The organism is Streptomyces sp. NPDC094032 (assembly GCF_040303965.1).
In the GTDB taxonomy this organism is placed as follows: Bacteria; Actinomycetota; Actinomycetes; order Streptomycetales; family Streptomycetaceae; genus Streptomyces.
On sequence record NZ_JBEOUE010000004.1, the window covers coordinates 17,045 to 37,947 of the forward strand.

18 protein-coding genes are annotated in these 20,903 nt (G+C 72.6%); 9 read left to right on the forward strand and 9 right to left on the reverse strand.

Features of this window, described 5'->3' with window-relative positions; translation table 11 throughout:
* Position 1: 1 nt before the first annotated feature.
* On the reverse strand, positions 2–568 hold the full coding sequence (locus ABTZ54_RS08285; RefSeq protein ID WP_351658623.1) for a Uma2 family endonuclease: 567 nt from the start codon (positions 566–568) through the stop codon (positions 2–4).
* A gap of 47 nt (positions 569–615) precedes the next feature.
* Entirely contained in the window at positions 616–1,662 is a 1,047-nt protein-coding gene (locus ABTZ54_RS08290) for a LacI family DNA-binding transcriptional regulator (protein WP_351658625.1), read from the reverse strand.
* A 120-nt stretch (positions 1,663–1,782) separates the two neighbouring features.
* Here ABTZ54_RS08290 and ABTZ54_RS08295 point away from each other — a divergent pair, with 120 nt between their 5' ends.
* From ABTZ54_RS08295 to ABTZ54_RS08315, 5 genes are all read left to right on the forward strand, one after another.
* On the forward strand, positions 1,783–2,940 hold the full coding sequence (locus ABTZ54_RS08295; RefSeq protein WP_351658626.1) for a Gfo/Idh/MocA family protein: 1,158 nt from the start codon (positions 1,783–1,785) through the stop codon (positions 2,938–2,940).
* Complete coding sequence (locus ABTZ54_RS08300) at positions 2,937–4,121, forward strand: dihydrodipicolinate synthase family protein (protein WP_351658628.1); 1,185 nt, start codon at positions 2,937–2,939, stop codon at positions 4,119–4,121. Before ABTZ54_RS08295 ends, ABTZ54_RS08300 begins: the two co-directional genes overlap by 4 nt.
* On the forward strand, positions 4,118–4,921 hold the full coding sequence (locus tag ABTZ54_RS08305) for a sugar phosphate isomerase/epimerase family protein (protein WP_351658629.1): 804 nt from the start codon (positions 4,118–4,120) through the stop codon (positions 4,919–4,921). The genes ABTZ54_RS08300 and ABTZ54_RS08305 overlap by 4 nt, the downstream gene beginning before the upstream one ends.
* A gap of 71 nt (positions 4,922–4,992) precedes the next feature.
* On the forward strand, positions 4,993–5,991 hold the full coding sequence (locus tag ABTZ54_RS08310; protein WP_351658631.1) for a helix-turn-helix transcriptional regulator: 999 nt from the start codon (positions 4,993–4,995) through the stop codon (positions 5,989–5,991).
* On the forward strand, positions 5,988–6,737 hold the full coding sequence (locus tag ABTZ54_RS08315; RefSeq protein WP_351658633.1) for an SDR family oxidoreductase: 750 nt from the start codon (positions 5,988–5,990) through the stop codon (positions 6,735–6,737). The genes ABTZ54_RS08310 and ABTZ54_RS08315 overlap by 4 nt, the downstream gene beginning before the upstream one ends.
* Before the next feature lie 214 nt (positions 6,738–6,951).
* Here the strand turns inward: ABTZ54_RS08315 and ABTZ54_RS08320 are convergent, their stop codons facing one another.
* The gene (locus tag ABTZ54_RS08320; protein ID WP_351658634.1) at positions 6,952–7,413 is read right to left on the reverse strand and encodes a DUF937 domain-containing protein; all 462 of its coding nucleotides are present in this window, start codon (positions 7,411–7,413) and stop codon (positions 6,952–6,954) included.
* A 133-nt stretch (positions 7,414–7,546) separates the two neighbouring features.
* On the opposite strand from ABTZ54_RS08320, the gene recD2 reads away from it, so the two are divergent.
* Together recD2 and ABTZ54_RS08330 are read left to right on the forward strand one after the other, a co-directional pair.
* Positions 7,547–9,760, forward strand: a complete 2,214-nt coding sequence (gene recD2 / locus ABTZ54_RS08325; protein WP_351658636.1) for an SF1B family DNA helicase RecD2 — start codon at positions 7,547–7,549, stop codon at positions 9,758–9,760.
* A gap of 179 nt (positions 9,761–9,939) precedes the next feature.
* The gene (locus ABTZ54_RS08330; protein WP_351658638.1) at positions 9,940–11,229 is read left to right on the forward strand and encodes a citrate synthase; all 1,290 of its coding nucleotides are present in this window, start codon (positions 9,940–9,942) and stop codon (positions 11,227–11,229) included.
* Positions 11,230–11,622: 393 nt separating this feature from the next.
* Here ABTZ54_RS08330 and ABTZ54_RS08335 read toward each other — a convergent pair whose 3' ends face one another.
* The 3 genes from ABTZ54_RS08335 to ABTZ54_RS08345 form a co-directional block, all read right to left on the reverse strand.
* Positions 11,623–13,842 carry a heavy metal translocating P-type ATPase gene (locus ABTZ54_RS08335; RefSeq protein WP_351658640.1) on the reverse strand — a complete coding sequence of 740 codons (2,220 nt, stop codon included), beginning with the start codon at positions 13,840–13,842 and terminating at the stop codon, positions 11,623–11,625.
* Between the two features lie 76 nt (positions 13,843–13,918).
* On the reverse strand, positions 13,919–14,218 hold the full coding sequence (locus ABTZ54_RS08340; RefSeq protein ID WP_502997210.1) for a heavy-metal-associated domain-containing protein: 300 nt from the start codon (positions 14,216–14,218) through the stop codon (positions 13,919–13,921).
* 7 nt (positions 14,219–14,225) lie between these two features.
* A complete protein-coding gene (locus tag ABTZ54_RS08345; protein WP_502997205.1) occupies positions 14,226–15,149 on the reverse strand; it encodes a PrsW family intramembrane metalloprotease in 924 nt (307 codons plus the stop codon).
* A 64-nt stretch (positions 15,150–15,213) separates the two neighbouring features.
* On the opposite strand from ABTZ54_RS08345, the gene ABTZ54_RS08350 reads away from it, so the two are divergent.
* On the forward strand, positions 15,214–16,428 hold the full coding sequence (locus tag ABTZ54_RS08350; RefSeq protein WP_351658643.1) for a cation:proton antiporter: 1,215 nt from the start codon (positions 15,214–15,216) through the stop codon (positions 16,426–16,428).
* Here ABTZ54_RS08350 and ABTZ54_RS08355 read toward each other — a convergent pair.
* The gene (locus ABTZ54_RS08355) at positions 16,406–17,059 is read right to left on the reverse strand and encodes a TetR/AcrR family transcriptional regulator (RefSeq protein WP_351658645.1); all 654 of its coding nucleotides are present in this window, start codon (positions 17,057–17,059) and stop codon (positions 16,406–16,408) included. The genes ABTZ54_RS08350 and ABTZ54_RS08355 overlap by 23 nt on opposite strands.
* A 163-nt stretch (positions 17,060–17,222) precedes the next feature.
* On the opposite strand from ABTZ54_RS08355, the gene ABTZ54_RS08360 reads away from it, so the two are divergent.
* The gene (locus ABTZ54_RS08360; protein ID WP_351658647.1) at positions 17,223–19,502 is read left to right on the forward strand and encodes an MMPL family transporter; all 2,280 of its coding nucleotides are present in this window, start codon (positions 17,223–17,225) and stop codon (positions 19,500–19,502) included.
* Between the two features lie 58 nt (positions 19,503–19,560).
* Here ABTZ54_RS08360 and ABTZ54_RS08365 read toward each other — a convergent pair whose 3' ends face one another.
* Positions 19,561–19,758 (reverse strand): helix-turn-helix transcriptional regulator, encoded by a 198-nt coding sequence (locus ABTZ54_RS08365; RefSeq protein WP_351658649.1) that lies wholly within the window; start codon positions 19,756–19,758, stop codon positions 19,561–19,563.
* A 214-nt stretch (positions 19,759–19,972) separates the two neighbouring features.
* Complete coding sequence (locus ABTZ54_RS08370) at positions 19,973–20,893, reverse strand: sugar phosphate isomerase/epimerase family protein (RefSeq protein ID WP_351658651.1); 921 nt, start codon at positions 20,891–20,893, stop codon at positions 19,973–19,975.
* Between the last annotated feature and the right edge of the window lie 10 nt (positions 20,894–20,903).

Sequence of the window (20,903 nt, forward strand, 5' to 3'; positions counted from 1 at the left end):
CTCAGCCCTCCGACCGAGGAAAGCCCCCGGTCTTCACGACGATCTCGCGCCCGTCGAGGGGCAGCACCAGATCCTCGCCGAAGGGGACGCGGTGCTGCTCCGTGTAGGTGCCGGTGCGGGTCGGGCCGCTGTGGACGGTGCAGACGTTCTCGGACGGGTCGATGATCACGTAGAGCGGGATCGCGCACTCCGCGTACATCCGGAGCTTCTTCTCGAAGTCGTTGTCCCGGGTGCTGAGCGAGATGATCTCCAGCACCGCCTCCAGGCTGTGCCACTCGAACCGGCCGCGCCTGTTCCGCTCGGCGCCCGGGGCCACGATGGCCAGGTCGGGGGCGTAGCCGAAGAGGGTCGACGGGAAGTCGATCATGACGTCCGAAAGGATCTCACCGTGCCCGGCGAGCTGCTGTTCGATCTGGGGCGCGGCGCGAAGGATCACCTTCCACTGCTGCTCTCCCTGCGGCGTCATGATGATCTTTCCATCCGTGATCTCGACTCGGAAGCCGTTGGGCAGCGGGACGCCGTCCAGCGCATCCCAGGCGCTGGAAAGATCCATCACTATTGTCGCCATGCCGTCCTCCAGGTGCATGTGCCGCTCGTCACCACGATAGCGGTCGGCTACCCCCGTGGCCGCCCCGTCGACCCCCGCACCACCAGCTCCGCCGGGACCGTCGCGAGGCCGCCGGGCGGGGCTTCCTCGGTGCCGACGGCCAGGCGGCCGGCGCGGGCGCCCGCCTCGTGCAGGGGGAGGCGTACGGTCGTGAGGGCGGGGACCGCGTCGATCGTGAAGGGGAGGTCGTCGAAGCCCGCCACCGAGACGTCGTCCGGGATGCGCAGGCCCCGGTCCCGCAGGGCCGCGCAGACGCCCAGGGCGACCGTGTCGTTGGCGGCGACGATCGCGGTCAGGTCCGGGTCGAGGCGCAGGAGTTCGGCGGTCGCCTCGTAGCCGGACGCGCGGTCGTAGCGGCCGTGCGCGGCGGGGCCCTCGGGTACTCCCGCCGCCGCGAGCGCCGCGCGGTGGCCCTCCAGGCGGTGCCGGGTCGTCGTGCGGGCGGCCGGCCCGGCCACGTAACCGATCCGCCGGTGTCCGAGGTCGAGCAGGTGTGCGGTGAGTTGGCGCGCGCCCTCGCGGTTGTCGAAGGCGAGCGTGGCCGCCGTCGCGTCCCCGGGGACCGGGGGCCGCCCGCACAGCACCACCCGGGTGCCCGCGTCCGCGAGCCGCGCCAGCTTGGCCGCGGTGGCCGCCAGGTGCTCCGGGTCCTCCAGGGAGCCGCCGGTGAGGATCACGGCGGCGGCGCGCTGCCGCTGGAGCAGGGTGAGATAGGTGAGTTCACGCTCCGGGGAGCCGCCGGTGTTGCAGACGACGGCCAGTTTCTCGCCGCCGCCCCGGGCCGATCCGCTCTCGCCGATCGCGCTCTGCGCCGCCCCGGCCATGATCCCGAAGAAGGGGTCGGCGATGTCGTTGACGAGGATCCCGACCAGGTCGGACGTGGCGGCGGCGAGCGAGCTCGCGGGCCCGTTGGGTACGTAGTCGAGCTCGGCGACCGCGTGCAGCACCCGGTCCCGAGTGGCGGCGGCGACCGGGTAGTTGCCGTTCAGGACGCGCGAGACGGTCGCCGGGGAGACCCGCGCGCGGGCGGCCACGTCCGCCAGGGTGACGGTCATCGCGTACGTACCTCCAGGGCCTTGTCGGCGGTGATGTCGGCAGGCTAGCGTCACCGCCTGTAGAAAGCGCTTTCTACCGCGCTTTCCGCCCCCGCTTCCGCCGCTGAGAGGAAGAGCTCCGTGACACGCAGAACGGTCCGCATCGCCATGAACGGCGTCACCGGACGGATGGGCCACCGCCAGCACCTCGTCCGTTCGATCCTCGCCCTCCGCGAGCAGGGCGGCCTGGACCTGGGCGACGGCGACACCCTGTGGCCCGAGCCGGTGCTCGTCGGCCGCCGCGAGCCCGCCCTGCGGGCCCTCGCCGAGCGGCACGGGCTCACCGAGTGGTCCACCGACCTCGACGCGGTCCTCGCCGACGACACCGTCGAGATCTACTTCGACGCCCAGGTCACCTCCGCCCGCGTCGACGCGATCAAGAAGGCCATCGCCGCCGGCAAGCACGTCTACACCGAGAAGCCCACCGCCACCGGCCTCGACGGCGCCCTCGAACTCGCCCGGCTCGCCCGCGACGCCGGCATCCGCCACGGCGTCGTCCAGGACAAGCTCTTCCTCCCCGGACTGCGCAAGCTCAAGCGCCTGATCGACGGCGGCTTCTTCGGCGAGATCCTCTCCGTACGGGGCGAGTTCGGCTACTGGGTCTTCGAGGGCGACTGGCAGGAGGCCCAGCGCCCCAGCTGGAACTACCGCGCCGAGGACGGCGGCGGCATCGTCGTCGACATGTTCCCGCACTGGGAGTACGTGCTCCACGAGCTCTTCGGCCGGGTCACCACTGTCACCGCCCACGTCGCCACCCACGTCCCGCGCCGCTGGGACGAGCGGGGCACGCCCTACGAGGCCACCGCCGACGACGCCGCGTACGGCATCTTCCAGCTGGAGGGCGGCGCCGTCGCCCAGATCAACTCCTCCTGGGCGGTCCGCGTCCACCGCGACGAACTCGTCGAGTTCCAGGTCGACGGCACCCACGGCTCCGCCGTCGCCGGACTGCGCGGCTGCCGCGTCCAGCACCGCTCGGCCACCCCCAAGCCGGTCTGGAACCCCGACCTCCCGCTCGGCGCCGGAGACTCCTTCCGCTCGCAGTGGAGCGAGGTCCCCGACAACGCCGAGTTCGACAACGGCTTCAAGGCCCAGTGGGAGCTCTTCCTGCGCCATGTCGCCCTCGGCGAGCCCTACCACTGGGACCTGCTCGCGGGCGCCCGAGGCGTCCAGCTCGCCGAACTGGGCCTGCGCTCGGCCGCCGAGGGCCGCCGCCTGGACGTCCCGGAGGTGACCCTGTGAGCCCGGCCCCGATCCGGCTGCCCCAGGCGGGCGGCGGCGTACGGGAGTACCGGCCGCGCGCCGAACCGCTCCGGTACGAGCCGGGCGCCGCCCCCCTCCTCTCCCGTACGGTCTTCTCCGCCGCGCACGTCGTCGCCGACCCGTACGCCGACACCACCCCCGATTCCCCCGCCGCCGTCGACTGGGACGCCACCCTCGCCTTCCGCCGCCACCTGTGGGCGCACGGGCTCGGCGTCGCCGAGGCGATGGACACCGCCCAGCGGGGCATGGGCCTCGACTGGGCGGGCGCGGCCGAGCTGATCCGCCGCTCCGCCGCCGAGGCGAGGGCCGTCGGCGGCCGGATCGCCTGCGGCGTCGGCACCGACCAGCTCACCGGCCCCGACCGGCTCACCGGCCCCGCAGGACTCCCGGCGGTCGTCGCGGCCTACGAGGAGCAGCTCGCGCTGGTCGAGGAGACCGGCTCGCAGGCGATCCTGATGGCCTCCCGCGCGCTCGCCGCGGCCGCCCGGTCCGCCGAGGACTACCTGGACGTGTACGGACGGCTCCTGCGGCAGGCGGGCGAGCCGGTGATCCTGCACTGGCTCGGCCCGATGTTCGACCCCGCCCTCGACGGCTACTGGGGCTCCACCGACCTGGACACGGCCACGGAGACCTTTCTGGAGGTCGTCGCCGCCCACCCCGACAAGGTCGACGGCATCAAGGTCTCCCTCCTCGACGCCGGCCGCGAGGTCGCGCTGCGCCGCCGCCTGCCGGAGGGCGTGCGCTGCTACACGGGGGACGACTTCCACTACCCCGAGCTGATCGCGGGCGACGAGCACGGCTTCAGCCACGCGCTCCTCGGCGTCTTCGACCCGCTGGGCCCGCTGGCCGCCGAAGCGGTCAGAAACCTCGATTCGGGGGATCCGGCGGCTTTCCGCGCCCTGCTCGACCCCACCGTCGCGCTCTCCCGCCACCTCTTCCAGGCCCCGACCCGCTTCTACAAGACGGGTGTCGTCCTCCTCGCCTGGCTGGCCGGTCACCAGGAGCACTTCGCGATGGTCGGCGGCCTCCAGTCGGCCCGCTCCCTGCCGCACCTCGCCCGCGCCTACGAACTCGCCGACGGCCTCGGCCTGTTCCCCGACCCGGAGCTCGCCGCGGACCGGATGCGCTCCCTGCTCACGGTGTACGGAGTCCCCCGATGAACCGCGACCGCCTCTCCGTCAACCAGATGACGGTGAAACAGCTCCCGCTGCCCGAACTCGTCGCCCACTGCGTCCGGCTCGGCATCCCGGGCGTCGGCCTGTGGCGCGAACCGGTGCGCGCGTACGGGGTCGAGGCGGCCACCGCGCTGGTCCGGGACGCGGGGCTCGCCGTCACCACCCTGTGCCGGGGCGGCTTCTTCACCACCGACGGCTGGGAGGAGGACAACCGCGCGGCGATCGACGAGGCGGCGGCGCTCGGCACCGACACCCTCGTCCTCGTCTCGGGCGGCCTCCCCGAGGGCAGCCGCGACCTGCCCGGCGCCCGCGCCCGCATCGCCGACGCGATCGGAGTCCTCGCCCCGTACGCGGGGGAGCGGGGCGTGCGCCTGGCCATCGAGCCGCTGCACCCGATGTTCGCCTCGGACCGCTGCGCCGTCTCCACCCTGGACCAGGCCCTGGACATCGCCGAACGCTTCCCCGCCACGCAGGTGGGCGTCACCGTCGACACCTACCACCTGTGGTGGGACGACCGCGCCCCGGCGGCGGTGACCCGCGCGGGAGCGGCGGGCCGCATCCACTCCTTCCAGCTCGCCGACTGGACCACGCCGCTGCCCGCCGGAGTCCTCAACGGCAGGGGCCAGTTGGGCACGGGAGCGATCGACCTGGCCGCGTGGGCGGCCCTCGTGGAGAAGGCCGGGTACACCGGCCCGGTGGAGGTCGAACTCTTCAACGACGCACTGTGGGCGAGGGACGGGGTGGAGGTCCTGGAGGAGACGGTGGAGGCGTTCCTGGGGGTGTGAGGCCGGTGCCTCCGCGCGAGATGGCGTGATCGTTCAAGACGGGCAGGGATCGCCCGCATAGCGTTCCGGCCATGGACGATCTGGCGAGTACGACGCTGCTGGACGCGGTGCGGCGAGCGCTGGCCGAGGACGGCATCGAGGTGGGGGGCGGGGCGGTCTACGGGCCGGACTCCGCGGCGGACGGCTCGTACGGCACCTCCGGCACCTCCGGCACCCCGGGCGCTCCCGGCGCTCTGGTGCCCTTCGGCGCCAAACGGCGATTTCTCGCCGGGATCGCCCGGACGCACGGACTCCTCCCCCTGCTCCGGGTCGGCCTGGTGCTGCCGAGGATCGCGCACGACCCGGTCGTCACCGCGCTCCTGGGCGCCCGCACCCCTGTCGACCTGCTGGAACGATGGGGCCGCTGTGAGCGGTTCACCCACGCCCGGCATCGTGTGGTGGTGACGGGGGCCGGGGAGACCGGGCTGTCCGCCGAGCACCGGGGGCCGCCCGGGAAGCCGCCCGAAGCGGCGGAGGACGTGCTGGTCCTGGGTGTCCTGACCGTCCTGCTGACGCTGACCGGCGTCCGGGGGCTCACGGTCGAGGCGGGGCGCGCGGGGGCGTCGGCGGTGCTGTTCGCCCAGGGCGCGTTCAGCGCGCCGCCGGCCGGATGCGACACCGCGCGGTGGCGGTTCACCTGGACCGGGACCGCCCCACCGGCGCCGCTCGGTCCGGACGCGGGCTCGGACACGGTCTCGCGGGCCCGCCGGCTGCTCGCCGACGACCTCGTACGGCGCTGGACGCTCGACGCCCTGGCCGCCGCGCTCGGCACCTCGCCCCGCAGTCTGCAGCGTCGGCTGCGGGGCGTGGGCGGCTTCCAGGGGGTGCTGGGCGCCGTCCGCACCGAGGCCGCCGCCGGGCTGCTCCTGGAGGGCCGGCACCCGGTGGGCCTCGTGGGCTTCGCCTGCGGCTATGCCGACCAGCCCCATTTCACCCGCGACTTCCGACGCCGGACCGCCGTGACCCCGGCGGCCTACCGGGCGGCGTTCGCCCGCCCGGCGTCCCACACGACCGAGGAGAACCACCCATGAACCTGGCCGGCCGCACCATCCTCGTCACCGGAGGCGCCCGAGGCGTCGGACGGGAGCTGACCCGGCAACTGGCGGGCCGGGGCGCCCATGTGGTCGCGGTCGGCCGCGACCGCGAGCGGCTCGACGCCCTCGCCGCCGACCACGGCGACCGGGTCTCGACGTACGTCCTGGACCTCGCCGACCCGGAGGCGGTGGACGCGTTCGCCGACGCCCTGCCCGAGCGGCACCCCGAGCTGTCCGTCGTCATCAACAACGCGGGCGCGCAGTCGCTCACCGACTTCCTGCGCGACGATCCGCGCGCCACGCGGCCGGTCCTGCGCCGCGAGACGGCCGTCAACCTGGACGCCGTCATCGCCCTGTCGGCGGGCCTGCTGCCGCATCTGGCCGGGCGGCCGTCCGCCGCGCTCGTCAACATCACCAGCGGCCTGGCCCTCGCGCCCAAGCGGACGGCCCCGGTGTACTGCGCCGCCAAGGCGGGCCTTCGCACGTTCACCCGGGCCCTGCGCTACCAGTGCCAGGAGGGCGCGCCCGCGCTCCGCGTCGTCGATGCCGTACTGCCGCTGGTCGACACGGACATGACGCGCGGCCGGGGCAGCGGCAAGATCAGCGCGGCCCGCGCCGCCACCGCGGTGATCGAGGGGATCCGCCGGGACCGGCGGGAGATCTACGTGGGCACGACGAAGGTCCTGCGCGGGCTGATGCGGGTGTCCCCGACGCTGGGTCACAGGATCCTGCGCGACGGCTGACAGGGGGGCGGGACGCGGACGGCTCGGCGCCGGGACCGGGTCCCCCGCCGGGGCGCCGACCGCCCGGGCGCCGGGGCGCCGACTGCCCGGGGGCCGGGGCGCCGAACGCCCCCGCCGAGCACAGGCCGCCCCGCCGGGAGCACGGACCGTCGGGCGCCGGGAGCACGGGCCGTCGGGCGCCGGGAGCACGGACCGCCCGCCGTCGCGCCCCCGGCTACTTCTTCGTGCCGCCGCCGAGGATGTCCCCGAGGCCGCCGCCCTTCTTGGTGGCGGCGCGCTTGGTGATCACGGCCAGGACGACCGGGACCAGGATCTCGACCGCCCGGTTGACGGTCGGTGCCGGGATGCCGGTCTTCTTGGCGACCGCGTTGGCGGCGGGCTTGGCCAGTTTGGCGAGGACGCCGGCCATCAGGCCGCCGCCGACCAGGCCGCCGAAGGCGGCGACGCCCTGGAGCGGCGGCTCGGCGGTGGAGACCTCGGTGACGGCGGCCCGGACCTCGTCCGCGCCGGCCGGTTCGGCGGCGGCCGAGCGCAGTTCGCCGGAGAGCTCCGACACCGAGTCGCTCACCAGCCGCCGGGCCCCGTCGCCGTCCGTGCCGAGCACGCCGGCGATCTCCTGGAGCTGGTCGTCGCCGAGTTCGTTCAGGACGTCCTGCTCGAATGATTCGTCGCTCATGCCGGAAACGCTACGGTTCCTCCCCTGGCCCGGCATCCCGGAGCCGCCCGTTCGACGGGAGTTGTCCACAGGCCGGTGGGTCGTTCGTCCACAGGCCCGGCGGGATGTCGGAGGCCTTCGCTACCGTCGTGCCATGTCCCATCTGGCAGTGCTCGAAGGGGTCCTGGAGCGGATCACCTACGCCAACGAGGAGAGCGGCTACACCGTCGCCCGGGTCGACACCGGCCGTGGCTCCGCCGACCTGCTCACGGTCGTCGGGTCGCTGCTCGGCGCCCAGCCGGGGGAGTCGCTGCGGATGGAGGGCCGCTGGGGCTCCCACCCGCAGTACGGGCGGCAGTTCACCGTGGAGAACTACACGACCGTCCTGCCCGCCACGATCCAGGGCATCCGGCGCTATCTCGGCTCGGGCCTGGTCAAGGGCATCGGGCCGGTCTTCGCCGACCGCATCACCACCCACTTCGGCCTGGACACCCTCCAGATCCTGGAGGAGGCGCCCAAGCGCCTGATCGAGGTCCCCGGCCTTGGCCCGAAGCGTACGAAGAACATCACGGCGGCCTGGGAGGAGCAGAAGGCCATCAAGGAGGTCATGGTCTTCCTCCAGGGAGTCGGGGTATCCACCTCCATCGCCGTGCGGATCTACAAGAAGTACGGGGACTCCTCGATCTCCGTCGTGCGGAACCAGCCCTACCGCCTCGCCGCCGACGTCTGGGGCATCGGCTTCCTCACCGCCGACCGGATCGCCCAGGCCGTCGGCATCCCGCACGACAGCCCCGACCGGGTCCGCGCCGGTCTCCAGTACGCCCTCTCGCAGTCCACCGACCAGGGCCACTGCTATCTGCCCGAGGAGCGGCTCATCGCCGACGCGGTGAAGCTGCTCCAGGTCGATACGGGCCTGGTCATCGAGTGCCTGGCCGAGCTCGCCGAGGACCCGGAGGGGGTCGTCCGCGAGACGGTGCCGGGGCCCGAGGGACTGCCCGTCACGGCGGTGTTCCTGGTCCCCTTCCACCGCGCGGAGCTCTCCCTGGCCGGGCAGCTCCGGCGGCTGCTCGGGGCGGCGGAGGACCGGCTGCCGGCCTTCCGCGACGTGCCCTGGGACAAGGCGCTGGCCTGGCTCGCGGACCGTACGGGGGCGTCGCTGGCGCCCGAGCAGGAGGAGGCGGTGCGGATCGCTCTGACCCGCAAGGTCGCCGTGCTCACCGGCGGCCCCGGCTGCGGCAAGTCCTTCACGGTCCGCTCGATCGTGGAGCTGGCCCGCGCCAAGCGGGCCAAGGTGGTGCTCGCCGCGCCCACCGGCCGGGCCGCCAAGCGGCTCGCCGAGCTGACCGGCGCCGAGGCGTCCACCGTCCACCGCCTCCTGGAGCTGAAGCCGGGCGGCGACGCGGCCTACGACCGGGACCGGCCGCTCGACGCCGACCTGGTGGTGGTCGACGAGGCCTCCATGCTCGACCTGCTCCTGGCCAACAAGCTGGTCAAGGCGGTGGCACCGGGTGCCCATCTGCTCCTGGTCGGCGACGTGGACCAGCTGCCCTCGGTCGGCGCGGGCGAGGTCCTCGGCGATCTGCTCGCCCCGGGCAGTCCGGTCCCGGCCGTCCGGCTGACCCGGATCTTCCGCCAGGCCCAGCAGTCCGGGGTGGTCACCAACGCCCACCGGATCAACGAGGGCCTGCCGCCCGTCACGACCGGCCTGCCGGACTTCTTCCTCTTCGCCGAGGAGGAGACCGAGGACGCCGCGCGGGTCGCCGTGGAGGTCGCCGCCCAGCGGATTCCCGCCAAGTTCGGGCTCGACCCGCGCCGCGACGTCCAGGTCCTCGCCCCCATGCACCGGGGCCCCGCCGGGGCCGGCTCGCTCAACGGGCTGCTCCAGCAGGCGATCACCCCGGCCCGCCCGGATCTGGCCGAGAAGCGCTTCGGCGGCCGGGTCTTCCGGGTCGGCGACAAGGTCACCCAGATCCGCAACAACTACGAGAAGGGCGCCAACGGCGTCTTCAACGGCACCGTCGGCGTGGTGACCTCGCTCGACCCCGTCGAACAGCGGCTCGTCGTGCGCACCGACGAGGACGAGGAGGTCCCGTACGACTTCGACGAGCTGGACGAGCTGGCCCATGCCTACGCGGTGACCATCCATCGATCCCAGGGCAGCGAGTACCCGGCGGTGGTGATCCCGGTCACCACGAGCGCCTGGACCATGCTCCAGCGGAACCTGCTGTACACGGCCGTCACCCGGGCCCGGAAGCTGGTGGTGCTGGTCGGTTCGCGCCGGGCCATCGCCCAGGCCGTGCGTACGGTTTCGGCCGGACGGCGCTTTACCGCACTCGCGCATCGGCTCACAGGGGCCACTCTGGTGTGAAAGATCACGGAGGACTACCGCAACCGGGGCGAAGGGGGCAGGATGAGCAGGTTGGCGGCACTGAGTGCCGCCAAACGGCCCAATGGTCGACCCCGAGTGCACTCTCCTGAGCCAAATGGGGGATGGTAGAGACAGTCAGGGCACCTCGAAGAAGAGGCACTACGTCGGTGAGGGATGACGTGAGCGACAACTCTGTAGTACTGCGGTACGCGGACGGTGAATACACCTACCCGGTGGTCGAGAGCACCGTCGGCGACCAGGGCTTCGACATCGGGAAGCTCCGAGCCCAGACCGGTCTGGTCACCCTGGACAGCGGATACGGCAACACCGCCGCCTATAAATCCGCCATCACCTATCTCGATGGTGAGCAGGGGATTCTGCGGTACCGCGGCTACCCCATCGAGCAGCTGGCCGAGCAGTCCACCTTCCTTGAGGTGGCGTCGCTGCTGATCAACGGCGAGCTTCCGAAGGCCGACGAGCTCCAGGCCTTCCAGGACGAGATCACCCAGCACACGCTGCTGCACGAGGACGTCAAGCGCTTCTTCCAGGGCTTCCCGCGTGACGCCCACCCGATGGCGATGCTGTCCTCCGTGGTCTCCGCGCTGTCCACCTTCTACCAGGACAGCCACAACCCGTTCGACGAGAAGCAGCGTCACCTCTCCACGATCCGGCTCCTCGCGAAGCTGCCGACGATCGCGGCGTACGCGTACAAGAAGTCGATCGGCCACCCCTTCGTCTACCCGCGCAACGACCTCGGGTACGTCGAGAACTTCCTGCGCATGACCTTCTCGGTCCCGGCGCAGGAGTACGAGCTCGACCCGGTCGTGGTCTCGGCGCTGGACAAGCTGCTGATCCTGCACGCGGACCACGAGCAGAACTGCTCGACCTCCACCGTCCGTCTGGTCGGCTCCTCGCAGGCGAACATGTTCGCCTCGATCTCCGCCGGCATCTCGGCCCTGTGGGGCCCCCTGCACGGTGGCGCCAACCAGTCGGTCCTGGAGATGCTCGAAGGCATCCAGGCCAACGGCGGCGACGTCGACTCCTTCATCCGCAAGGTGAAGAACAAGGAGGACGGCGTCCGCCTGATGGGCTTCGGCCACCGGGTGTACAAGTCCTTCGACCCGCGCGCCAAGATCATCAAGGCCGCCGCGCACGACGTCCTCTCGGCGCTCGGCAAGGACGACGCGCTCCTGGACATCGCGCTGAAGCTGGAGGAGCACGCGCTCTCCGACGAGTACTTCGTCTCGCGCAACCTCTACCCGAACGTGGACTTCTACACGGGCCTCATCTACCGCGCGATGGGCTTCCCGACCGAGATGTTCACCGTGCTCTTCGCCCTCGGCCGCCTCCCGGGCTGGATCGCCCAGTGGCACGAGATGATCAAGGAGCCGGGCTCCCGCATCGGCCGCCCGCGCCAGATCTACACCGGCGTCGTCGAGCGCGACTTCGTCCCGGTCCAGTCCCGCTGACGCGAGACCGACCGACGCGAGTCCCGCTGACGCGAGGCCCGCTGCGTCGCGGCCCGCGCCGCGTCTGAGCGAAAAGCGCCCCGCCGTCGATCCCCCCACGGGTCGGCGGTCGGGGCGCTTTCCATTTCCCGGAGCGGATTCCCCCCACGGGATCCGGGCCGGGCGTCTGCTCGCGCGGTCTGCCGGGGTACGTACGGGAGGGCCGCTCAAAGCTCCCCGTGCACGTGCCCCGGCCGCGCTTGCCTGGAACGTCCCCCAAGACATTCCATGAACGTCCCCCAAGACGTTCTCGGCATCGCCCACTTAGACTCGCGAACAGCCCAGATGGTTACCCCCAAATATCTGTGATCTAGATCTCTTTGTGAAGGTCCTGTGCGTCACGTGTAGGTGAATTCAAGCGAAGCGACGGAGCCGCAGGCTGTTGGTCACGACGAAAACGGACGAAAACGCCATGGCCAGTCCGGCGATCATCGGATTGAGCAGGCCGGCCGCCGCCAGCGGCAGCGCGGCCACGTTGTAGCCGAAGGCCCAGCCCAGGTTTCCCTTGATCGTCGCCAGCGTGCGCCGGGAGAGCCGGATGGCGTCGGCCGCGACCCGCAGGTCCCCGCTGACCAGCGTGAGGTCGCTCGCCTCGATCGCCGCGTCCGTCCCCGTACCCATCGCCAGGCCCAGATCGGCCGTCGCCAGAGCGGCGGCGTCGTTCACCCCGTCGCCGACCATGGCGACCGAACGACCCTCGCCCTGAAGGCGCTTGACCACGTCGACCTTGTCCTGGGGCAGCACCTCGGCGATCACCTCGTCGATACCGACCTCCGCCGCCACCCGCTCGGCCGCCTCCCGGCCGTCCCCGGTCAGCAGCACCGGCCGCAGCCCGAGGCCGCGCAGCAGGGCGACGGCCTCCGCGCTGGTCTCCTTGACCGTGTCGGCGACCGTCAGCGTCCCGCGGGCGAGCCCGTCCCAGGCGACGTGCACGACCCCCGGCCCGGTCGCCCCGTCCGGCACCTCGATCTCCTCGGACGCCAGCAGGGCGGCGCGCCCGACGAGCACCAGATGCCCGTCGACGGAGCCGCGCACCCCGAGCCCCGGCACGTTCTCGAAGGACTTCGGTACGGGGAGCTCGCCCACCTTCTCGGCGGCGCCGGCCGCCACGGCGCGGGCGACCGGGTGCTCGGAGGAGTGCTCCAGGGCGCCCGCGAGCCGCAGCAGCTCGGCCTCGTCGACGCCCTCGTACGCGTACACCCGCGTCAGGCGCATCACGCCCGTGGTGACCGTGCCGGTCTTGTCGAGGACGACGGTGTCGACCCTGCGGGTGGACTCCAGGACCTCGGGGCCCTTGATCAGGATGCCGAGCTGGGCGCCCCGGCCGGTGCCGACCATGAGGGCGGTCGGGGTCGCGAGGCCGAGGGCGCACGGGCAGGCGATGATCAGGACGGCGACGGCGGCGGTGAACGCGGCCGTCGTGTCGCTGGTCGCGAGCAGCCAGCCCACCAGGGTGCCCAGGGCGATCAGGAGCACGACCGGCACGAAGACGGCGGAGATCCGGTCGGCGAGCCGCTGCACCTCCGCCTTGCCGTTCTGGGCGTCCTCGACCAGCTTGGCCATCCGGGCCAGCCGGGTGTCGGCGCCGACCCGGGTGGCCTCGACGACGAGGCGGCCCGAGACGTTGACGCAGCCGCCGGTGACGGGGTCGCCGGGGGTGACGTCGACGGGCACGGACTCGCCGGTGAGCATCGAGGCGTCGACGGCGGAGGCGCCCTCGGTGACGGTGCCGTCGGTGGCGATCTTCTCCCCGGGCCGTACGACGAAGAGGTCGCCGGTCCGCAGCGCGCCGACCGGGATCCGCGCCTCCGTCCCGCCGCGCAGGACGCCCACGTCCTTGGCGCCGAGGCGCAGCAGGGCGTGCAGGGCGGCGCCCGCCTTCCGCTTGGCGCGGGCCTCCAGGTAGCGGCCGAGGAGGATGAAGGTGACGACCCCGGCGGCGACCTCCAGGTAGATGGTGGAGGAGGCGTGGTCGCGGGTGACGGTGAGGTCGAAGCCGTGCCGCATGCCGGGCGTACCGGCGTCGCCCAGGAAGAGCGCCCACAGCGACCAGCCGAAGGCGGCGAGGGTGCCGACCGAGACGAGGGTGTCCATGGTGGCGGCGCCGTGCCTCAGGTTGGTCCAGGCGGCGCGGTGGAAGGGCAGCCCGCCCCAGACGACGACGGGGGCGGCGAGGGTGAGCGACAGCCACTGCCAGTTGTCGAACTGGAGGGCCGGGACCATCGCGAGCAGGACGACCGGCAGGGACAGCACGGCGCAGACGGTGAGCCGCTGCCGCAGCGCGGCGAGCGCGGGGTCCTCGGCCTCGGCGGCGGTCTCGGTCCCGGCGGCGGCCTCCGGCTCGGGCTCGGGCTCGGGCGGCGGGGGCTCCTCGGCGGTGTAGCCGGTCTTGACCACGGTGGCGATCAGGTCGTCGACGGTGACCCCGGCGGGGTGCTCGACGCGGGCCTTCTCCGTGGCGTAGTTGACCGTGGCGGTCACGCCGTCCATCCGGTTGAGCTTCTTCTCGACGCGGGCCGCACAGGAGGCGCAGGTCATCCCGCCGATCGTCAGCTCGGTGGTCGTGGAGGTCATCTGGGGTCCCGGGGCTTGGGGAACGAGTACAGGGCCGTACCGCAACGGTACGGCCCTGTACTCGGTGGCGCGTGGATCAGGCGGCGGGGCCGACCAGCTCGTAGCCGGCCTCGTCGACAGCGGCGCGGACGGCCTCCAGGTCGAGCGGGCCGGCGGAGGTCACGGTGACCTCGCCGGTGGCGGCGACGGCCTTGACGGAGGAGACTCCGGAGATCTCGGAGATCTCGCTGGAGACCGCGCCCTCGCAGTGCCCGCAGGTCATGCCCTTGACCTGGTAGACGGTGGTGAGTTCGGCCATGACGTTCTCCTCGTTCCGGGGTGGTGCGCTTCGGGGCGCCGATGCCGTACTAGCACATATTATACCCCTGGGGGGTATGAATCGGTTAAGCGCCCCGCCCGGCTCTCGCGAGCGATCTCAGCCAGACCAGTCCGACCGCCGTCACCAGCACGAGGCCGCCCACCGAGAAGAGGGTGAAGAGGTGCTCCTGCCGGGTGGTCGGGTCGGGCAGATAGCCCTGGGCGAAGAGCGAGCGGTCCAGGCTCGTCGTGGTCAGCTGGAGCACCAGCCACAGCGCGATGCCGTGCATCGAGTCCCACAGGGCGTGCAGGGCGGCCACCCCGAGGTACGTGACGATCACCGGTCCGGCGAAGCGGAAGCGTCCGTCGGGCCGCCGGTAGGCCAGCAGGGCGCCGCCCGCGATGGCCGTCCACAGGCCGTGCCCGAACGGGGCGAGGACCCCGCGCAGGATCTCGGTCTCCAGGAGCGAGCGCAGGTCGATGCCCTCCATGGTCACGGCCGCGTTGAACGCGTATCCGGCGCTCTCGAAGGCGGCGAAGCCGAAACCGACCGTGCCGCCGAGCACCAGCCCGGCCCGCACCCCGCGCAGCCACGGCCGGTGGCGCACCACGAACATCAGCGCCACCAGCTTCACCGCCTCCTCGATGAGCCCGACGCCCAGGAACATCCACAGGGAGGGGTGCAGCAGGTAGTACTCCATGACCGAGGCGCCCAGCACCCCGAGCACCCCGCCGGTGACGAAGCAGCCGAGGATCACCGGCACCCCGAAGTCCTGGCCGTGCCGCTCGTAGGCCCACAGGACGAAGACCGCGGGCACCAGGAAGCTGCCGAGCAGGATCAGCGTCGGCAGCAGGGTCGTGTTCTCCGTGGCGTACGTGACGACCGCGGTGAGCGCCCACAGTGCGAGCCCGCCCCACAGGCAGCGGCGCCAGAGGCCCGGGCGGGGCGTCTCGACGGGCGGGCGCGCGGGCGGGGGCGGTGTCTGCGTGCGGGGTTGCTGGTCGTACACCGGGAGACCTCCAAGTCCCTCCGCCGACAGGGCATCTGACCGGAGCTTATGGTAGATACCCGATATGTCGCATTCGGGGACCACGCTGATCCTGATCATGACGATCGCCGTCCTGGCGCCGTTGCTCGCCTATGGAGCCGGTCGCTGGCTCCCCGTACCGCTCGTCATCTTCGAGATCCTGCTCGGCATCGTCATCGGCCCGGACGTCCTGGGCTGGGCGAAGCCCGACGCGCTGATCGACGGCCTCTCGCAGCTCGGCCTCACGATGCTGATCTTCCTGGCGGGGTACGAGATCGAGTTCGGCAAGGTCCGCGGCGACACGCTCAGGCGCTCGGTGTGGGCCTGGGTGGCGGCCCTCGCGCTCGGCCTCGGCGCCGGGATGCTGCTCGGCGACGGCTACGGCAAGGGCGTCTTCATCGGCGTGGCCCTGACCAGCACCGCGCTCGGCACGGTCCTGCCGGTGCTGCGCGACGCGGGGGACCTGCACGGCCGCTTCGGGTCGGTGGTCATGGCCTTCGGCGCGGTGGGCGAGTTCGGGCCGATCATCGCCATGGCGCTGCTGCTGAGCGGCCGCAACCCGGCCGAGTCGACCGCCCTGCTCGCCGCCTTCGCCGCGCTCACCGCGGGGGCCGTCCTCTGGGCGCTGAAGCCGCGTAAACCCTGGTTCTCCCGGATCATCGCCAAGACCCTGCACAGCAGCGGGCAGTTCGCGGTCCGCTTCGTCTTCCTGCTGCTCGCCCTGATGCTGGGCGCCTCCACGGCGCTGGGGCTCGACGTGCTGCTCGGCGCGTTCGCCGCCGGTCTGATCACCCGTCTGGTCCTGACCGGGGCCGCGCCCGAGTCGGGGCCGCAGATCCTGGAGAAGGTCGAGGGGGTCGGCTTCGGCTTCCTCGTCCCCGTCTTCTTCGTCGTCACCGGCATCGAGTTCGACCTCGACTCGCTGCTCGCCGGCGGCCGTACGCTGCTGCTCCTGCCGCTGTTCCTGGTGCTGTTCCTGGTGGTCCGGGGGGCTCCGGTCTGGTTCCTCGCCCCGCGCGACCTGGCCCGGCGCGACCGGGGCGCGCTGGTCCTCTACAGCTCCACGGCGCTGCCGCTCGTCGTCGCCATCACCACCATCGGCGTGGACGACGAGGCGCTGACGGCGGGCGAGGCGGCGGCGCTGGTGGGGGCCGGGATGGTCTCGGTGCTCGCCTTCCCGCTGCTCGCCCTGAAGCTGCGGGCGCGGGCGGGCGGGAAGGCGCTGCCGGGCGAGCAGGTCACGGGCTCGGAATCGTGGTGAGCGCCTCGCCGACGAGCGGGTCCAGGTAGCGCAGCACGACCCTCTTCAGCTCGACGACCACCGCGTCCCGCTCGGCTCCCTCGGGCGCGGCGAGCACCAGCGCGAGACCGCCCTTGACGACGGCGAAGGTCATGTCGGCGATCCGGGCGCGCTCGGCGGGCCCGCTGTCCGGGAGGTAGTGGGCGAGCAGGTCGCCGACCTGGGCGAGCAGCGAGGCGTGCAGGGCGTCGTGCTCCTCGGCGATCCGGCCGGGGATGTCCGAGCCCTGCATGAGGGCGAGGAAGGCCGGGTTCTGGCAGTTGAACTCGATCATCGGGTCGAGCACGGCGTCGAGCAGCAGCGGCAGCGGCAGCGCCAGGTTCTCGGGCGTGAAGGCCTGTCCGTGGGCCTCCCGCATCTCGGTGAGCAGCCGCTCGCCGAGTTCGAGGGCGATGGCCTCCTTGTTGGGGAAGTACTGGTAGAGCGTGCCGGGGGAGACGCTGGCCTCGCGGGCGATGGCGTTGGTGCTGGTGGCCGTGTAGCCGTAGGCGCAGAAGACGTTGGCGGCGGCTTGCAGCAGCTGCGCTATCCGGCGTTCGCCGCGGGCCTGGCGGCGGCGCGGCTTCTGCTCTTCCGACGTGTCTTCGGACATGACTGTCCCCAGCTCTCTCAACGCGTTTGACAAATACGAGAGGTCGCTCGCATTCTTGTGAAACGCGAGCGATCACTCGTGTTTGCCAGTCTATGGCAATGGGCGACCCATGCGACCTGCCGGGAAGCGAGCGCCTGGGTCACGGTGAAGGGGACACCGCGTCATGGCCGAAGTCAAGAAAGCGCCTTCCGTCGGGGGGTGGACGCGATTCGTGACGGCCAGGCCACGCCTCTCGCTCCTCGTCGCCCTCGTGATCACCGCGCTCGCCGTCCTCGCGGGCAGCGGCGTCGGCGACCGGATGGGCAGCGGCGGCTGGGAGGACCCGGACGCCGAGTCCACGTACGCCCTGGAGGTCCTGGAGCGCGAGTTCCCCGCCTCCCAGCCCAATCTGCTGCTCCTCGTCGACGCGGGCCCGGCCGGGGTCGACTCCCCGGCCGTCGCCGCCGAGGCCCGGCGCCTGGCCGAGCGGCTCGACGCCGAGCCGGGCGTCGGCGGGGTCGGCTCCTACTGGGGGACCCGCTCCCCGGCCCTGCGCTCCGAGGACGGGCGCCAGGCCGTGATCGCCGCCCGGATCGACGGCGACGAGAAGGCCGCGGGCGAGATCCTGGAGCGCCTCGCCCCCGAGTTCCGGGGCACCCACGGGCCGGTGAAGGTCTCCGTCGGCGGCCCGCTCGCCGTGCGCCACGAGATGCAGACGATCATCCAGGAGGACCTGCTCAGGGCCGAGATGATCGCCCTGCCGATCACCCTCGTCCTGCTCGTCATGGTCTTCGGCAGCGCCGTCGCCGCCGTCCTCCCGCTCGGCATCGGCATCGTCGCCATCCTCGGCACCAACGCCGTGCTGCGCGGCATCACCGAGCTCACGGACGTCTCCGTCTTCGCCCAGAACCTCACCACCGCCCTCGGCCTCGGACTCGCCATCGACTACGCCCTGTTCGTGGTCCGGCGCTTCCGCGAGGAGCTGGCCGCCGGGGCCGACACCCGGACGGCCGTCGCCACCACCCTGCGCACCGCCGGGCGGACCGTGCTCTTCTCCGCCCTCACCGTCGCCGTCTCGCTCGCCGCGATGCTGGTCTTCCCGCAGTACTTCCTCCGCTCCTTCGCCTACGCGGGGATAGCGGTCGTCCTGCTGGCCGCCGCGGCCGCCCTCATCCTGCTGCCGGCCGCGCTGCTCCTGCTCGGGGACCGGGTCAACGCGCTGGACCTGCGACGGCTCTTCCGGCGCCGGTCGGGTGCCGGGGCCGGGGCCGGATCCGCCGACGGTGCCGGGCGCGCCGAGCCGGAGACCGGGGCCGGCTGGGCGCGCACGGCGGCTCTGGTGATGCGGCGGGCGCCGCTCTTCGCCGTGGCCACGGCCACCGGGCTCGTCCTCCTCGGTCTGCCCTTCCTCGGCGTGCGGTTCGGCACCGCCGACGACCGCCAGCTGCCGACGAGCGCCGAGTCCCGGGTGGTCCAGGACCGGCTGCGGGACGGCTTCCCCGGCAACCCCGGCGGCGGGATCACCGTCCTCGCCGAGGGCGCCGCCACCCCCGCGCAGTACGCCGGGTACCGCGAGCGGATCGAGGGCCTGGACGGCGTCGTCCGGGTCGAGGGCCCGGTGACCTCACCGGCCGGCGGCCGGGGCCACGCCTACTTCACCGTCGTCCCCGAGGGCGAGACCGTCGGCGGCGACGCCCAGCGCGTGGTCGGCGAGCTGCGCGCGGAGCGGGCCCCGTTCGACACCTCGGTGACCGGTGCCGCCGCCGTCCTCGTCGACTCCAAGGACGCCATCGGCGAGCGGCTGCCCTGGGCCGCCGCCATCGTCGCCGTCGTCACCCTGGTCCTGGTCTTCCTGCTCACCGGCAGCCTGCTCATCCCGATCCAGGCCGTCGTGCTCAACGCGCTCAGCCTCACCGCCATGTTCGGCGCGGTCGTCTGGGTCTTCCAGGAGGGGCACCTGTCCGGCCTCCTCGGCTTCACGTCCACCGGGGACATCGAGACCACCCTGCCGGTGCTGATGTTCTGCGTGGCCTTCGGACTCTCCATGGACTACGGGGTGTTCCTGCTCTCCCGGATCAAGGAGGAGTACGACGCCACGGGCGACCACGAGCACGCGGTCCGCTTCGGACTGCGGCGCACCGGCGGGCTGATCACCGCCGCCGCCGTCATCCTCGCGGTGGTGATGGTCGCGATCGGCACCTCCCGGGTCACCAACACCAAGATGCTGGGCCTCGGCGTCGCCCTGGCCGTCCTCATGGACGCGATGGTGGTGCGGAGCCTGCTCGTGCCGTCGGTCATGAAGCTGACCGGCCGCCTCACCTGGTGGGCGCCGGGGCCGCTGCGCCGCTTCCACGACCGCTTCGGGATCAGCGAGGGCGGGGCGCCCGGGGCCGCCGGGATACCGGGGACGCCGGAGCCGGAGCCGGGCCCGGACGCCGCCCGGGAGAAGGAGCGGGTGGGATGACCGAGGGCCCCGCACCACGGTTCGGGGGGTGCGGGGCCCTGGAGGGAGGGGGAGGGCGTCAGTCCCGGCGGCTCCGGTTTCCGGGACGGTTCGCGACCCAGGCACGGATGGTGTCCGCGTACCAGTAGGGCTTGCCCGACTCGACGTGGTCGGGGGCCGGCAGCAGACCGTGCTTCCGGTAGGAGCGGACCGTGTCCGGCTGCACCTTGATGTGGGCGGCGATGTCCTTGTACGACCAGAGTCGTCTGTCCGTCATGCGTGGCACCTCCCTGCGTGCCCGGCAGCGGCGGCGGAAGTGCCGTGTGGGGAGCTGCCGGGTGTGCGCGCTGGCGATCACTGAGCCTGTGCCCGGTGAACGACCCCTTCTGACGGGAGGGGAGCGCCTGTCGAACGCCTGTGACGGAAAACCCGCGTAACGGAGACATGTGTGACGAAGGGGCGATGGACGTGACGTAAGTGACACATAGTCATCAGGCGCCGCAGGAGCGGAGGAAACGCCGGGTGCGCAGCGCGATGGGGTAGGGCCGGTCCGGCTCGCACGGGTACATGTCCTGCTCCACGATGGCGAACAGGTCCACGTCCAGCGCCCCCGCCGCCGCCAGGACCGGTTCGAGGGCCGGGACCCCGGCGGGCGGCTCGCACATCACGCCCCGCGCCACCGCGGGGCCGAACGGCAGCTCCTCGGCGACCACCTGGGCCAGCACCTCGGGGTCGACCTGCTTGAGATGGAGGTAGCCGATCCGCTCGCCGTAGGTCTCGATCAGCTTGACGCTGTCGCCGCCGCAGTAGGCGTAGTGCCCGGTGTCCAGGCAGAGCGCGACCAGGTCGGGGTCGGTGGCGTCGAGGAAGCGGGTGACGTTCTCCTCGCTGTCGACATGGGTGTCCGCGTGCGGATGCACGACCACCTGGAGCCCGTAGCGCTCCCGGACCTCGTGGCCGAGGCGCTCGGTCAGCCCGGTCAGGTGCCGCCACTGCGCGGGGGTGAGCGTGCGGTCCTCCAGGACCTCGCCCGTCTTGTCGTCGCGCCAGAACGAGGGGATGACCACCAGGTGCCGGGCCCCCATGGCCTGGGCGAGGGCCGCGTTCTCGGCCACATGGGCCCAGGTGCGCTCCCAGACCTCCGGGCCGTGGTGGAGCCCGGTGAAGACGGTCGCCGCGGACACCTTCAGGCCCCGGCGGGCGGTCTCCTCGGCGAGCACGGCCGGGTCGGTCGGCAGATAGCCGTACGGGCCGAGCTCGATCCACTCGTAACCGGCGCCCGCCACCTCGTCGAGGAAGCGCTGCCAGGGCACCTGCCGGGGATCGTCCGGGAACCAGACGCCCCAGGAGTCCGGGGCCGAGCCGACCCGGATGCGGGAGAGGGGCGACGGAGGCTGCGACGGCTTCGTCATGACCGCCACG

Coding starts and splice junctions, on each gene's coding strand:
- ABTZ54_RS08335 (WP_351658640.1), bottom strand. CDS start 13,842: ATGACCTCCACGACCACCGAGCTGACGATCGGCGGGATGACCTGCGCC.
- ABTZ54_RS08290 (WP_351658625.1), bottom strand. CDS start 1,662: ATGACCGTCACCCTGGCGGACGTGGCCGCCCGCGCGCGGGTCTCCCCG.
- ABTZ54_RS08365 (WP_351658649.1), bottom strand. CDS start 19,758: ATGACGGACAGACGACTCTGGTCGTACAAGGACATCGCCGCCCACATC.
- ABTZ54_RS08310 (WP_351658631.1), top strand. CDS start 4,993: ATGGACGATCTGGCGAGTACGACGCTGCTGGACGCGGTGCGGCGAGCG.
- recD2 (WP_351658636.1), top strand. CDS start 7,547: ATGTCCCATCTGGCAGTGCTCGAAGGGGTCCTGGAGCGGATCACCTAC.
- ABTZ54_RS08285 (WP_351658623.1), bottom strand. CDS start 568: ATGGCGACAATAGTGATGGATCTTTCCAGCGCCTGGGATGCGCTGGAC.
- ABTZ54_RS08305 (WP_351658629.1), top strand. CDS start 4,118: ATGAACCGCGACCGCCTCTCCGTCAACCAGATGACGGTGAAACAGCTC.
- ABTZ54_RS08370 (WP_351658651.1), bottom strand. CDS start 20,893: ATGACGAAGCCGTCGCAGCCTCCGTCGCCCCTCTCCCGCATCCGGGTC.
- ABTZ54_RS08355 (WP_351658645.1), bottom strand. CDS start 17,059: ATGTCCGAAGACACGTCGGAAGAGCAGAAGCCGCGCCGCCGCCAGGCC.
- ABTZ54_RS08350 (WP_351658643.1), top strand. CDS start 15,214: ATGTCGCATTCGGGGACCACGCTGATCCTGATCATGACGATCGCCGTC.
- ABTZ54_RS08320 (WP_351658634.1), bottom strand. CDS start 7,413: ATGAGCGACGAATCATTCGAGCAGGACGTCCTGAACGAACTCGGCGAC.
- ABTZ54_RS08315 (WP_351658633.1), top strand. CDS start 5,988: ATGAACCTGGCCGGCCGCACCATCCTCGTCACCGGAGGCGCCCGAGGC.
- ABTZ54_RS08360 (WP_351658647.1), top strand. CDS start 17,223: ATGGCCGAAGTCAAGAAAGCGCCTTCCGTCGGGGGGTGGACGCGATTC.